The organism is Amycolatopsis sp. TRM77291 (assembly GCF_054166285.1).
Genome location: NZ_JBSZHF010000001.1, coordinates 8,862,203 through 8,876,594, shown reverse-complemented (window position 1 = coordinate 8,876,594; position 14,392 = coordinate 8,862,203). Strand labels below are relative to the sequence as shown.

The following is a 14,392-nucleotide window of genomic DNA, read 5'->3' as shown; positions in this document are numbered from 1 at the left end:
GACCTGGTCAGAGCCACGCAAGACACCCAGGTCGAGCACCACGACACCTAACGACCACCACTCGGGAGAGCTCGCGGAGACATGCGCTAAGCTTCCAACGTCGCCCAGGCGGCAACGCCCTCGTAGCTCAGGGGATAGAGCACTGCCCTCCGGAGGCAGGTGTCGCAGGTTCGAATCCTGCCGAGGGCACACAGGTCAGGAGGCCTCAGAGCCTTACCTGACGGCCGGTCATGACATGGATCATGACATGAAACGTGTCTAGCCTGGATTTATGTCCAGCATGACCGTCGAGGCAAAGCCACCCGTCAGGACCAAGCGCAGCAAGGGTTCAGTTGACACGCTCCCCAGCGGCGCACTACGGGTCAGGGTGTATGCCGGAGCCGACAAGCTCACCGGCAAGCCGAACTATCTTCAGGAGACAGTTCCCGCCGGCCCTGATGCCGAGCGGATCGCGGATCAGGTCCAGCGGCGGCTGCTGACGTCGATCGACGAGAAGCGCCACCCGAAGACCAGGGCGACGATCGATCGCATCCTCGACGAACACTTCGAGCATCTCGACGTGGAGAGGAGCACGAAGATCCGCCTCGTGCGCCTCGCAAAGACACACATCCGTCCCCTCATCGGTGCCGAGCAGGCCGGGGCGATGGACGCGGAGCGATGGGACAGGTACTACGCCGAGCTACGCCGTTGCCGTGACCACTGCGCGAACCCGAACTTCACACAACACCGGACTGGGCGTCGCCATACGTGTGACGCGCGATGCAGACCGCACCAGTGCAAAGGCCTCGGCGATTGGACCATCCGGAAAACTCACTCTTTGCTGTCAGGCGCTTACAAGCGTGCGAAGCGCTGGGAATGGGTCTCGGTCGACTTCAACGACCTGGCGGAAGCGCCCACGGCGCCCGCCCCTGACCCCGAGCCGCCCTCCCCAGAAGAAGCCGCTCTCATCCTCAATGCCGCATGGAAGGACATCTTCTTCGGCACTCTCGTCTGGACCGCGTTCACAACCAGTCCTCGCCGAGCCGAAATCTGCGGGTTCCGCTGGAAAGACTTCAACAGCAAAAGAAAGGTGCTGGCCGTACGGCGAAATGTCGTCCAGGACGGCAAAGACATGTGGGTGAAACCGCCCAAAAACAGTCACCGCCGGAACATCGCATTGGACAACGAGACAGTCGCCGTCCTCGAGGACTACTACGACTACTGCGTAACAGAAGCCGCCAAAGTCGGCCTGAAAGTCACGGACGAGTCATACATATTTTCGCTTTCACCGGACGGCAGCACACCGTACAAACCGGAGACCCTGACCCAGCGGTACAACCGCCTGGCCGACCGGCTCGGCATCAACACGACCATCCGCCGGGTACGGCACTACTCAGCGACCGAACTCATCATTGCCGGGGTCGACATTCGCACCGTCGCCGGCCGACTCGGCCATTCCGGAGGCGGAACGACCACCCTCAAGGTATATGCCGCATGGGTCTCGGAGGCCGACCAACGAGCCTCGAAAATTCTCATGGAGCACGTACCACTGCGACCGTCCGCACCTCACAATCCCATTGAGCGCGCAAAGACCGACCCACAGGCACCCTACGAGGTAATCGCCGCGGAGATCCGCCGCCAAATCATGTCGGGAGCGCTCTGCGACGGCAGCCCCGCTCCGACAGTCAAATCCATCTCGGCCAACCACAACGCCAGTACCGGAACCGCGCACCGCGCGCTGGGACTTCTCAGAACTTGGGGCCTTGTAAGCGACACCAGCCGCGGAATCCGCTCAAAGGTTACCTATACGACTAAATCAGATAGCACAACGTTGGACATCCCGACGCAAACGAATGCTGCGCCAGGGACAAAAGAGGAGGACGTTGCACTACTTGATTTGCGCCTACTGAAAGACGGAGCCGCCCTGTTCTCGTTCTCAACAGCAGCAGACCCCACAAATCCCACACATCTACAACGACTTCTCAAGCGCGCGGCAAAGCGCCAAGGCATCTTGCCGGGCGACTTCGACGATCTTGAACTTGAAGTCCGCAGGGCTGGCGACCCAACCCTGCTTACCACATTTCTTGCCTGCTGAGTGGCCATGCATCTTCTATCGTTACAAGAAAGCTTCAATATGTAGCTAGACCCGAATGAACACCGCAGTTGCCTGCATGACATGTGCCGGTAGAGGTTGGGAGGGAAGGTGCTTGCGCAGTCACCAGGACGACGCGAGAAGATACCGGCGTGCCCGTACAACCCAAGCAGGAACTGCTGAACTGGCTAGGCCAAGTTGTCGATCTTCGCTCCCCTCATGAGCACTTGAGGTATCCGAGCACCGAGGCTCTTGTGATCTCGGTGGGCCGCTGGTTCACCCCCGCCACCCTCCCGCCTGGACATTCTCGCGGCCCTCACGGAATGTGTTTCGCCAACGCGACCAGCCACAGCCGCCGTCACGGGCTGAGCTACGTGGAAGGGTTCGCGCTCACCGACGCCGGACTCGTCGCGCCTCATGCCTGGTGTGCCCACCCCGACGGTACAGTCGAAGATCCAACGTGGGATGACGCGGGTCGCGCCTACCTCGGGATCGCCTTCACGCCGGACTACCTGGCTGAATTCGAGGCCCGCCGCGGAGCCGTCACCGTCCTGTTCGACCAACACCTCGACGACATGCGACTTTTGCGCGAAGGCCTGCCAGAGAACGCCTTCGCCGACAGCGGCATCCCACACCACCACACCCCGACCCCGGACGTCGGCTAACAGACAGATCACCACCACTTCGTCCAGCGCGATTCGCCGGGGACGACTCCTTGTTCGGTCTGGTGTGTGCAGGGGTACGGGCTGGGTGGGCCGATGGCTCCGACGCGTGCCCAGAACGCGACTGTGATCGGGTCGTGTCCGATCGGGAGTGTTGTCCAGTCATAGCGTGGCGCCCGGGCGGCCGCGGCGGCGACTAGTACCCGGCCGGCGCCGCGGCGCCGGTGCTTCTCCTCGACCTCGACGTGGATAAGGACCGCGCGGCGATCGATGCCGCACAAGGAGAAGCGGATTTCGCCGAAGACGGTGTGCCCCAGGCGTAGTTGGATGGCGCCGATTCCGGCGGCCGTGGCCGGTCGCAGCAGCACCAGGCGCAGTCCGTATTCGTCGGCCTGGTCTTCGGTGACGTGTCGCGCGGGCGCGGGGTCGATCATCGCCCAGGTGCCTGCTCGGCCGGGGAGGGCGTAGCAGGCTTCGCAGAGCCATTCCGGTGCTCGGTAGTCCTGGGACCAGCTCTGCCGGACTCCGGCGATCGCGAAGTCGTGGCCCCACGGGCACCGCGCCGGTGCCCCGGCGCCGGGGCGGATCGGGATCTCCAGAGTGCGCCAGTGCCGATTCGCACCGGTCACCGGAAGTCCCGGGACGGGCCGGTGGTCATGGACAAGTCGAGGCGTTCGAGTTTGTCCGCGACGAGGGTGACCACGCCCTCAGCGGCCTGGACCTGCCCACGGATCAGCAACGCGGCGCTGGATCGGGCGATGACTTTGTGCCGAGCCCACACCGTTGACCGGACTACTAAGAACCGAGACGCCGATGGGGTCGCCGTTCGATCTCTAGCTCGGCGATGAGAACAGTTGCTCCGTTGGTGGCGCGTGGTTACATGGTCGGCTGCCGAGCCGTGGCTGCTTGTCGACAATGTAAACAACCCCGTGTGGCCGATGGAGATGTTCCTGGCGGACTCCACCGCGGGGAACTATTCGCCACGCACACGCCACCGTCGCACTGGCTGGAGTCCGAAACAATCACCGCTCACAGCCGCACCTCAAACCCGTGGCTATTCCTCTGATTCGCCATCCAGGCCGTGCTCGATGGCGTAGCGCGCAAGCTCCACCCGGTTGTGCAGTTGCAGCTTCCGAAAAACCCCCTGCACGTGGTTCTCCACAGTCCGCTGAGAGATAACCAGCCGGTCGGCAACCTGCCGGACCGTTAGGCCTTTCCCCATCAGGCGCAGCACTTCCGACTCTCGGCCGGTCAACCACGGACTCTGAGGGTCAGCTGACATCCTGCCGAACTCGCGCAGTAACAGTCCGGCAAGCCCGGCGGGGAACACCGCGTCACCCGCAGCAACCCGCTGCACAGCGTTTACTAAGTCCTCCACGGATGCCGACTTGTCCAGATAGCCGGACGCTCCGCCCTTCACCGCTTCCACCACGTCCTGAGACGGCCCGCTCGCGGACAGCACAACCACCCTGCTGTCCGGCAGTTCGAGTGCGATACCCATGATCGCGTCCAGGACGGCGGGCAGGTACAGATCGATCAACACCACATCAGGGCGGACAGTCCGAGCGGTCCGAGTAGCCGACTCCGCGTCCGTCGCCGTCCCCGCCACGGTGAAACCACGGGCGCCCAGATCATGAGCCAATCTGTCACGCCACATGGGGTGGTCGTCTACCACCAACACCGCGATCGGACGTCGGAAATCCGCTGTCGTGGGTTCGGCGAGGGTGGACTCCGGGGGCGGCTCGTCGCCCATGGCCCGATCACTGGCCAGCGGTGGTGATTCTTGACCGGCGTCCGGTTCCGGACGTGCAGTATACGCATCAGGCGGTGTGCCTGAGATGAAGGCGGGCGTCGTACCAGCTAGCGCCGAGAGCAGGCGAGCGCCTGGAGTCCGCCCACGTGCGAAGGGGGAGGTTGGTGAGAATGCGGGCGTTGTTCCAGCCAGCGCGGACAGCAAGCGGCGGAAACGGGGCCTACGTGCCACTTCCACCACCACCTTCCTGTTCCACCTGCTTGGGTTTGTCGCTTCCTTCCGAGGGAGGCAACAGGGACTCGGCATAGGCGGCGACCTTCTTGACGACCGTAGGCGCGCTGACTCCGATTCCGAAGGCGATTAAGCCGCTGCTGACCAACGGGGTGGTCGCCACCGCAGTTGTCGTGGCTGTGCCGACGAACAAGTGGATGCCGATCGACACGGCATAGACTCCGCCCCCGGGGCCATCGGGTTCAGCCCATGGCCATCCCTTAACCCGTCTACTGGCCTCGATGAACACGACGCCGCAGTTGGTCGCGGAGCCGAGAAGTCCCCATAGCGCATCAAGCCACACTTGCTGACCGTAGCCGATCGATCACCACCTGACCGTGTCCGGGAGCATTCCGTAACGTCAGCGAGCAGTTCGAGGGCCAAGGCGACCGGTCTGTCCCTCCTCGTCCCCGCCCCGCGCTGGCGCAGGTCGTGTTGGGTTCCTGTGCGGTCAAGGTCGTATTGACCATGGAAGTCGGCCCGGCTCTGAATTCCGTTGTGGCCACACGCATGTGAATACACTTCCACCGACGGCCTGGCAACCCTCGCCCGAGTCGGCAGCGTGAGCATCACGAGCTCGCGTGCACAGACGTTCAAAGACCGCGAGCTGAGCTTCCAAGCGGGTATTGAGACGGCTACGTCGGCAAACCGCTCGATGTCGACGTGTCCTATCACGAAACGTGACCACGGCCGGCCTGGCGTGCCGATTCATCTGCACGCGCACATGTGCCTGCAAGCCAAATGGTCCCTGGATCGTGCCGTTGGACAACTGCTGCGCCGCCCGAAACGCTGCCGCTTCCGCGCCGGACTGCCAGCAGCTCGCTGCTCGCCACAGTGCTGCGGTGAGCAGAACCGAGCCCAAGACCACCGCCATAGTCAGTCGTCAACCCGGGCGTGCTCAACGAGCACCACCCGATCGATCGGACACCACGACCAGAAACCCCACGCGCCACTCCCCTCGCCTGCCGAGTGAACAGCTCACCACCACTTCGTCCACCGCGACTCGGCAGGGACGACGTTCGCATTGACCTGATGCGTGCAGGGATGCGGGGTCGCTGGCCCGGCCGCTCCGACCCGGGCCCAGAACGCGACAGCGACCGGGTCACGCCCGATGGGCAGCATCGACCAGTCGAACTTGGCACCCCGCGTCATGGCGGCGTTCACCAGCACACGGCCCGCGCCACGACGTCGATGCTTCTCCTCGACCTCGACATGGACGAGAATCGCACGCCGGTCGACCGGGCACAGCGACAAGCGCACCTCACCAAAGACCGTGCGCCCCAAGCGAAGCTGGATGACGCCGATCCCGGCGGATACCGGTGGCGGCAGAACGACCAGGCGCAGACCGTACTCGTCCACCCCGGATTCCATGACCTGCCACTCGACAGCGGTGTCGATCACCGCCCAGACACCGCCCTTACCCGTTAGGGCGTGGCAGGCCTCGCACAGCCATTCCGGTGCCCGGTAGTCCTGCGACCAGCTCTGCCGCACGCCGCCGACCGCCAACTCATGCCCCCACGGGCACCGCTTCGGTGCGCCTGAGCCGGGCCGGATGGGCACTTCCAGCGTTCGCCATTCCCGGTTCGCTCCGGTCATCGGAAGTCACGCGACTTCGACGCCAGGCCTTGCAGGTCCAACGGCTGCACCTGGTCCGCGACCACCGTGCACGTTCCCTCGGTCACCTGGGCGATGCCGCGGAACAGCAAGGCGTTGCTCGCCAGCAGCACTCTCCTACTCCGGTGAAACAGTCCCGGGGACACGAGAATGTTGGCCATGCCGGTCTCGTCCTCGAGGTTGAAGAAAGTGATCCCGCCGGCGGTCGCGGGGCGTTGCCGGTGGGTGACCGCTCCCCCGATCCACACCCGTGTCCCGTCTTCGGCCTGGCCGAGCTGGGCGGCGCTGATGGCGCCGCGCTCGGTGAGCCAGGTCCGGAGGTATTCGACGGGGTGGGTGCCGGGTGAGATGCCGGTGGCCCACAGGTCGGCGGCGGTGACCTCGAACCGGGTCATCCCCGGCAGCGCCGGTGCGTCCAGGCCGGGCGCGAGACCGGGGAGGTGCTCGGGCCGGGTGGTGGCCGCCGCACCGGCGGCCCAGAGTGCTTGGCGTCGCTCGGGGCCAAGGCTGGTGAACGCCCCGGCCGTGGCCAACGCCTCGATCGCGGGCTTCTTGAGCCGGACGCGTTCGGTCAACTCACCGATGCTGGTGTACGGGCCGTTGGCCTGCCGTTCGGTGACGATCTCCTCGGCGGCGTTGTCGCCGACGTTCCTGATCGCGGCGAGGCCGAGCCGAATGGCGTGGCCACCGGTGCTTTCGGGCTCGGGTTCGAGGGTGGCGTGCGGGAGGCTGGCGTTGATGTCCGGCTCACGCACGATGACGCCGTGGCGGCGGGCATCGGCCACCAGCGATTGCGGCGAGTAGAACCCCATCGGCTGCGCCCGCAACAGGCCCGCGCAGAACGCCGCCGGCCAGTAGTACTTGAGATGCGCCGAGGCGTACACGAGCAGCGCGAAGGACATGGAGTGCGCTTCGGGGAAGCCGTAGCCGGAGAACGCGTGGATCTGCTCGAACACGGACACGGCGGTGTCGCGGTCGACCCCGTTCGCCGCCGCGCCCTCGAAGAACCGTTTCGCGAGTTTGCGCATTTTGGCGCTGGAGCGTTTCGCGCCCATCGCCCGCCGCAACAGATCCGCCTCGGCCGGGGTGAAGGAGGCGACGTCGACGGCCATCTGCATGACCTGCTCCTGAAACAACGGCACCCCGAGTGTCCGGTCCAAGGACCGGGCCAGCAGGGGATGCTTGTGCTTCCAGGTTTCCTCGCCGCGGCGGCGGGCAATGTAGGGGTGGACGGAGCCGCCCTGGATCGGGCCCGGCCGGATGAGGGCGACTTCGACGACGAGATCGTAGAACTTCCGCGGCCGCAACCGCGGCAACGTCGCCAACTGCGCCCGGGACTCGACCTGGAACACACCGATCGCGTCCGCCGCGCACAACATGTCGTACACGGCCGGGTCGGCGAGGTCGAGCTTGCCGATGTCGACCGTCTCGCCGTGGTGTTCGGCGATGAGGTCGATCATGTAGTGCAGGGCGGAGAGCATGCCGAGGCCGAGCAGGTCGAACTTCACCAGGCCGACGGCGGCGCAGTCGTCCTTGTCCCATTGCAACACCGACCTGCCGGGCATGCGGGCCCACTCGACCGGCACCACCTCCGACACCGGTTCCTTCGAGATCACCATCCCACCGGAGTGGATCCCCAGATGGCGGGGGAAGTCTTCGAGGGCGTCGGCGAGTTCGAGGATCTCGCCCGGGATCTCCCCCGCCGCTTCCTCGCTGGCTTTCTTCACGCCGGCCCAGCGGTTGACGATCTTGCTGTAGGCGTCCTGCTGGCCAGGGCTGAAACCCAAGGCTTTGGCGGCGTCCCGGATCGCCGACGGCGCCCGGTAGGTGATCACGTTCGCCACCTGCGCCGCATGGAAACGGCCGTGTTTGTCATAGACGTACTGGATCGCCTCTTCACGGCGGTCGGACTCGATGTCGATGTCGATGTCCGGCGGCCCGTCCCGCTCGGGAGCGAGGAACCGCTCGAACAACAGGCCCCACTTCACCGGGTCCGCGTGGCAGATCTCCAGCGCGTAGCAGACTGCGGAGTTCGCCGCGGATCCCCGGCCCTGGCAGAGGATGTTGGCTTCGCGGCAGAACCGGACGATGTCCCACACCACCAGGAAATAGCCCGGGAACCTCAGCTTCTCGATCACGTCCAGCTCGTGTTCGAGCTGGGTGTAGGCCTTCGGGTAGTCGCCCCGGTGCCCGTAGCGTTTCGCCGCGCCCGCCCACGTCAGCTCCCGCAGGAAGGACATCTCGTCATGCCCTGCTGGGACCGGGAATGGCGGCAGGTCCGGTGCGACGAGGTTGAGGTCGAAGGCGCATTCGACGCCGAGCAGGGCGGCGCGGGTGACCGCGCCGGGATAGCGCGCGAAGACCTCGGCTTGCTCGGCGCCGGAGCGCACGAATGCCATGTGCGCGGCCGGGAGCCAGCCCTCCATGTCATCCAGTGACCGGCGGGCGCGGACCGCGGCGACCGCGTCCCCGAGCGGGCCCCTCCCGGGGTGGGCGTAGTGGACGTTGTTCGTCGCCACCGTCACCACCCCCGCCGCCTCCGCCATCGACGCCAACGTGTCGTTGAAGGTCGAATCGAGAGGCAGGCTGTGATCGATCAGCTCCACCGCCACGTTGTGGCGTCCGAACTTGTCCACCAGGGACACCAGCTCCGACATCGCCTTGACCTTGTCGTCCGCGGCGAGGGCGCGGCGGATCCGGCCCTTGCGGCAGCCGGTCAGCACCAGCACATGCCCCGCAAGATCATCGACCAGCGCGGTCTCGTCGTAAACCGGCCGGCCCTTCTCCCCGCCGGCCAGCTGCGCCCGCGAGATCACCCGGCACAACCGGCGATACCCTTCCAGGCCGCGGGCCAGCACCAGCAGATGCGCGCCACCCGGGTCCGCCACGCCGTTCTGCGGTGCGGGCAGATCCAGCGACAACTCAGCCCCGAAACCCACGCGGACCCCGAGTTCGCGGGCGGCCTCGTTGAACCGGACCGCCCCGTACATGCCGTCGTGATCGGTCAGGAAGATCGCGTCCAAACCCTGGCGGGCGGCCTCCTCGACCAGCTCTTCCGGGTGACTGGCGCCGTCGAGGAAGCTGAAGTTCGAATGCGCGTGCAACTCCGCATACGGCACCCGCGGCACCGCTCCACCGTCGTCGTCACCCTCACGGACCCGCAAATCCACCGGCGGACCGGCGTAGCCCTCGCGCTTACGCGACCACGCCGGCGAATCGTTCCCATCACCCTCCACACGAGGACGACCCGACGCGACCCGCTGGATCTCACGCCACGGGACAGCAGGATTGTTGAACGCCACACCAGCTCCACACCACACGCTCTGCCGTGGGGGGAAGCCAGCGACAAACACTCGAACATACGCACGAACTCTGTCAACGATCCTGAACGCCGAACTTGCTCCCGTCAAGCCCTGCGCCTGACATAGCACCAGGTAGTGAACCCGACACCACCCTGACCAGTAGGGCACGCGCAGCGACTGGCATGGTTGACTCGACTTGGTAACGCGCTAGACCGCAAGAGTGAATTTGGAGCCGCAGTGGACGAACCCGACCTGACCGGCGCGACCGTGTACGAAGCCGCCGACAAGCCCTCCCTCGGCGGCGGCCGCTGGTACGTCCTACCCGACGACACCACTTACTACCAGCCCTTCGACGGCATTCCCCGGCCCGCTCTGGTTCCCGCATCGACGCTGCGCGACCAGTCGACATGGACCGAAGTGTTGAGTTAGGACCTCGCCGGGCCGCCGCGGCAGGTTGGTCGTCGACGAATCCTTCAGGCGTTCGAGTCCCACCACAGGCGCGAGTGCGATTCAGCGCGCTGGCCGCGACGCTGTGAGCGATGCGAGGGGCGGCTGACCGACTAGCATCCCGCAACGTGATGGCCAGCTGAGCTGCCTGCGGCACTGACCGACGCCAAGCAACTCGCGCGGTTCAGACTCGTGGACACGACGCCTGGGGCAAGCGCCCGGCCTTCCGCGTGCTGGCCGGAAGGGAGTAGAGGCCGCTTAGCCCCGGTCGACTAGAGCGCGTATCGGTGGTGTCATGTACAGCTTTTTGGCTGTACATGAAGCAAATTCGGCAGCGTCGCGCGAATGAGCGCTTCGGAGGATCAGCAGCGCATTGTCGAGTCGGACATCGACGAGCTCAGCTCGGCCGCGAGCCCGGGAGCTTCGTTCGGCCAGGGCAGCGAGCTCGACCGGGTAGTCGAACCGGCGCTGCAGGACGTCCCATTTCTTCGACGAGTCACCGAAGGAGTCGGTCTCGGTCAACCAGCGGGCGAAGTGCTCTACCAAGCTCTGCTGGCATTGATCGCTCCAGAATGCTTCGAGGTGATCGACGCGATAGGTCTCAGGGTCGTCGGCTGCACCAGAGGCTTCGAGATAATCGCTGAAGGCCGGATGTCCAGCGCGACGGGCCGCGTCGAAGGCCTGCTGGTACTCATCAGGCTCAACGCCCACTGAGTCCATGAACTTGCTGAAGGTTTGACGTTTCATAGTTCCGATCCAGGAAGCCGGGATTCTTTCCAGCCCCGCTGGAGCGGGGAACGACGAGCACTATACGCCTGCGCGTTGTGTCAACTCGTCGCACCACCGCACGAGCCTGCCCCAGAAGCGCGTTGGCCTCTGGCATGCCGACGGAGCAGGCTAGCCGTGTCGCTGTACAGAACCCGCCTCGTCGCCGAGATCGTCACATGCCGCCGTGGCTCCACGGCATCGGTCGTTACCTGGGCCAGGCGTCGTCGTGGTCTACGACGTAGAGTCGAGATGTGGCCGGGCCCCAGCAGTTAACGTCGATCGAGATCGAGGGCTTCACCTCGATTCGTTCAGCGCGCGTCGAACTCGGCGCACTGAACGTACTTGTGGGCGCGAACGGTTCGGGCAAGAGCAACTTCATCAAAGCCTTCGATCTGCTGGGTAACATTGGCGACGGCATGCTGAACCTGTTCGTAGGACTCAACGGCGGCGCCTCCGCCCTGATCAACGGGGGAGCAAACACGCAGCGGATCACTCTGACGCTGGAGACTCCGCTACAGAACTACCAGGTGTGCCTCACGGCAGACTCGAACGAGGAGATGCTCTTCGACGACGAGGTGATCTCGTACCACGGCAGTGGCAAGCAGCGCCCGTGGACGACATCGCTTGGTCGAGGGCATCGGGAAAGCCGCCTCACGCTCACCTCCGATGACCCACCCGTCGCCTCTGCGGCCGAACAGATCGCGACCCTGCTCCGCGGTTGCCGCACGTACCACTTTCACGACACCAGCTTCGACGCACCAGTCAAGCGGCCGACCCCCACAGCGGACAACCTCACCTTGCACGCGGACGCCGGGAACATCGCGGCAGTTCTGTTGCGAATCCGGGACAGCGGCCGCCGGGAGGACAAAGCCGCGTACCGAAGGATCATCGGCGCGGTCCGGTTAATCGCACCGCTCTTCGGCGACTTCGTTCTCCAACCAGACAAAAACGGCCGGATCTCGCTCCAGTGGCGAGATGTGGCATCAGATACCATCTACCCCGGAAACCAGCTGTCCGACGGGACTCTCCGTTTCGCTTGCCTAGCCACCTTGTTGCTCCAGCCGGAGTTACCGAGGCTTGCCATCATCGACGAACCGGAGCTCGGGCTTCACCCGGTAGCTGTCGGCCAACTCGCGGATCTACTGAAGGTGGCCTCGACACGCAGCCAGGTCCTGATCGCGACGCAGTCGGTGACGCTGCTGAACCAGTTCTCAGCTGAGGATGTAGTCATCGCCGGACTCCGCGACGGCAATTCGGCGTTCATCCGGCCGAACACCGCCAACCTCCAGAACTGGCTAGCCGAGTACTCACTTGGCGAACTATGGGAGAAGAACATCCTCGGCGGCCACCCAGGATCGCTGAGCAGCGTTCTCGACCCCTGGCCCTGAGCCCTTCAGGCAGTACCCCGTGGTCCCGACGCCACTCCTCACGCCCCGAGTAGCACAGACTTTCATAGCGTAACCTCACAAAAGCTTCACCTAAAGCTTTTGACACTCGCCGGAACAGCCATTATTAGCACTCGGTCATATGCTGACTGAGATCGGAAGCAGGCACCACTCACTGGTCCACAGTGGCATATACTCAGATTCTTTAGGCCTGTATAACACGCATAATGCTCACTATGCGTGCCAGAGGACGCGAGTTGCAGAACTTGCGAACTCGTGCCATTTGAAGTAATTGCCTGCGTGCTTGAGGTTGAGTAACGCGACGCGAAAGGCTTGCGAGCAATCAGCTTCAGCGCCCTGTGGCGCCGGTCAGATTCGCTCCGGTAAGATCGGGGTTCGCGACGCGCATTACGCCATTGAGGTCTGCGCTACTTAAATCGGCATCGCGAAACGATGAATACATCAGGTCTGACAACTTGAAGCTGACTTCCACTAGTATCGAATTGTCAAACTGTGCAGCCCGCAGCTTAGCGCCGCGGAACTTTGCCCCCTTAAGATTAGCCCCTTGAAACTGAACAAAATTGAATTCTCCCTCTATTTCTGCACCGGGAAGACATAGGTCACTAAGCTCGATACGCACTCCCTCCCGATAGTCGGAATTGCCAATATCTCTGAAATCGTGGTCTTTGTTTCGGCGACCAATGATATCCAGGGCAGTCTGAACGTCCGCACCAACCGGACCCGGCAGGCAATCTGATGCCGGCATCTTGCTAGTGCTCATGGCCGCATGGCTTCGAATGAAGGCAATCAGGACGTCTAGCACTGTCGGTTGATCCTGGGGTGCATCTCGCATGATTCGCTCCAGTCCGTATATTCCCCCCAGGCGCACGTCTGCAGACTTGTCGCCGATCTGGCTGATTGATTTAGTAAAACGATCTGCGACCCGCACCTGCTGGGCGATATCTAACTGATCCTGGGTTGCACCAAACGAAAGTCCAGTGAATATTAGTGCACCAACCGCAGTCATCGACGCAACATGTTGACCAATTCCCGTTTGAGCGAAGGCGAATGGAGCCTTCGCAGCTTTGCGCCGAGCGTAGCTTCTCTGGTCAGCATGCGGGTTGACATGCGCTTGGGTGAACTAGGTCTGCTTCTGCCAAGATTTTTCGGAAACACCAACAATGCTAATGCGAAGCCAAGAAGTATGATTGGGCCAGCTATCTCCCATCTTACCCCCATTGCCGCCTTATATGCGAAAGATTTACTAATTTCGACAAGCTGATCTCGATTAGTAATAGCAATCATTGCCGTCGACGCACCCGCTGCGACGAGAGCGACGATCGATCGGTTGCGTGCAGGTTTAGGCGACATGCACTGTAGTCGTTCCCTGTGCGGCTGGCGCTACAGGCTGCAACGTCTTGAAGCGCCGATAGCTGACCTCTCTCCCATGGGCCGCAGGCGCAGCTGATGGAAGGCGGCGATAGGCCCTCTCAACAGGCAATATCGCGTGTCATGTGCACGGGTCGTCTCTGCTCCTGCGTTCCGCGGTGACCTTGCACCTGCCTGCTTCCGCCCGGCAAGCCCGCCAGCAGCAGCGCCAACCGCTCAGCGGCAGCCCAATCGTTGTTGTCGGCACGCTCGCGCAGTTGCTCCAACTGTCCCTGCTCGAATAGACGATCAGCTGAATCCACTGCGGCGATTGCGTCGGCGTTCTCATTGACGGGGCGACCGGCTAGCCAAAGGACAGCCAGTCAGGAGTCTCTGTGTCGTAGCTATCAGCGAGTAGTTGGTAGAGCGTAAACGCACCCCGGGATCCGATCCCCTCGCGGCCTGCACGCGCTACTGCTCGGCCACGACCCCGACGTCGACGGCCCGGTCACCCCCTGGTTGGTGCTCTATGCCGGGCACAGGCCTCCCACCGGATTCTGGACCAGGCCCACCGACACCCACCTCGCCCGCTTCGGCGGTCCGATCACCCGATTCTGCTGACACCCGCCCGGCTGAGGTGACCTGGTGGATCAGCGTCACCACCACGTCGTTCGTCCGCGCTGTCCCCAGGCGAGGGGCGTGGACGCCCACCCCTGCCAGTCACGGCGCCCCACCTGGGGCGCTGCATCAGT

11 protein-coding genes and 1 tRNA gene are annotated in these 14,392 nt (G+C 64.0%); 6 read left to right on the top strand and 6 right to left on the bottom strand.

What is annotated here, in order from left to right; genetic code table 11:
- Window positions 1-116: 116 nt before the first annotated feature.
- The 3 genes from ACXIZN_RS41735 to ACXIZN_RS41725 all read left to right on the top strand — a co-directional run bounded on the left by ACXIZN_RS41735 (window position 117) and on the right by ACXIZN_RS41725 (window position 2,736).
- Window positions 117-189: transfer RNA gene (locus tag ACXIZN_RS41735), tRNA-Arg, on the top strand.
- An 82-nt stretch (window positions 190-271) separates the two neighbouring features.
- On the top strand, window positions 272-2,074 hold the full coding sequence (locus ACXIZN_RS41730; RefSeq protein ID WP_457960244.1) for a tyrosine-type recombinase/integrase: 1,803 nt from the start codon (window positions 272-274) through the stop codon (window positions 2,072-2,074).
- Window positions 2,075-2,445: 371 nt separating this feature from the next.
- Complete coding sequence (locus ACXIZN_RS41725; RefSeq protein ID WP_457960243.1) at window positions 2,446-2,736, top strand: hypothetical protein; 291 nt, start codon at window positions 2,446-2,448, stop codon at window positions 2,734-2,736.
- Between the two features lie 8 nt (window positions 2,737-2,744).
- Here ACXIZN_RS41725 and ACXIZN_RS41720 read toward each other — a convergent pair whose 3' ends face one another.
- The 5 genes from ACXIZN_RS41720 to ACXIZN_RS41700 form a co-directional block, all read right to left on the bottom strand.
- The gene (locus tag ACXIZN_RS41720; RefSeq protein WP_457960242.1) at window positions 2,745-3,362 is read right to left on the bottom strand and encodes a hypothetical protein; all 618 of its coding nucleotides are present in this window, start codon (window positions 3,360-3,362) and stop codon (window positions 2,745-2,747) included.
- Window positions 3,363-3,787: 425 nt separating this feature from the next.
- The gene (locus ACXIZN_RS41715) at window positions 3,788-4,486 is read right to left on the bottom strand and encodes a LuxR C-terminal-related transcriptional regulator (RefSeq protein ID WP_457960241.1); all 699 of its coding nucleotides are present in this window, start codon (window positions 4,484-4,486) and stop codon (window positions 3,788-3,790) included.
- A gap of 220 nt (window positions 4,487-4,706) precedes the next feature.
- On the bottom strand, window positions 4,707-4,928 hold the full coding sequence (locus ACXIZN_RS41710; RefSeq protein WP_457960240.1) for a hypothetical protein: 222 nt from the start codon (window positions 4,926-4,928) through the stop codon (window positions 4,707-4,709).
- Between the two features lie 806 nt (window positions 4,929-5,734).
- Window positions 5,735-6,352, bottom strand: a complete 618-nt coding sequence (locus tag ACXIZN_RS41705) for a hypothetical protein (protein WP_457960239.1) — start codon at window positions 6,350-6,352, stop codon at window positions 5,735-5,737.
- Window positions 6,349-9,672 (bottom strand): error-prone DNA polymerase, encoded by a 3,324-nt coding sequence (locus tag ACXIZN_RS41700; RefSeq protein WP_457960238.1) that lies wholly within the window; start codon window positions 9,670-9,672, stop codon window positions 6,349-6,351. The genes ACXIZN_RS41705 and ACXIZN_RS41700 overlap by 4 nt, the downstream gene beginning before the upstream one ends.
- Before the next feature lie 237 nt (window positions 9,673-9,909).
- Here ACXIZN_RS41700 and ACXIZN_RS41695 point away from each other — a divergent pair, with 237 nt between their 5' ends.
- The 3 genes from ACXIZN_RS41695 to ACXIZN_RS41685 all read left to right on the top strand — a co-directional run bounded on the left by ACXIZN_RS41695 (window position 9,910) and on the right by ACXIZN_RS41685 (window position 12,275).
- Window positions 9,910-10,101 (top strand): hypothetical protein, encoded by a 192-nt coding sequence (locus ACXIZN_RS41695; protein ID WP_457960237.1) that lies wholly within the window; start codon window positions 9,910-9,912, stop codon window positions 10,099-10,101.
- A 363-nt stretch (window positions 10,102-10,464) separates the two neighbouring features.
- A complete protein-coding gene (locus ACXIZN_RS41690; RefSeq protein WP_457960236.1) occupies window positions 10,465-10,833 on the top strand; it encodes a hypothetical protein in 369 nt (122 codons plus the stop codon).
- Window positions 10,834-11,138: 305 nt separating this feature from the next.
- Window positions 11,139-12,275, top strand: a complete 1,137-nt coding sequence (locus tag ACXIZN_RS41685; protein ID WP_457960235.1) for an AAA family ATPase — start codon at window positions 11,139-11,141, stop codon at window positions 12,273-12,275.
- Window positions 12,276-12,621: 346 nt separating this feature from the next.
- Here ACXIZN_RS41685 and ACXIZN_RS41680 read toward each other — a convergent pair whose 3' ends face one another.
- The gene (locus ACXIZN_RS41680) at window positions 12,622-13,299 is read right to left on the bottom strand and encodes a pentapeptide repeat-containing protein (protein WP_457960234.1); all 678 of its coding nucleotides are present in this window, start codon (window positions 13,297-13,299) and stop codon (window positions 12,622-12,624) included.
- Between the last annotated feature and the right edge of the window lie 1,093 nt (window positions 13,300-14,392).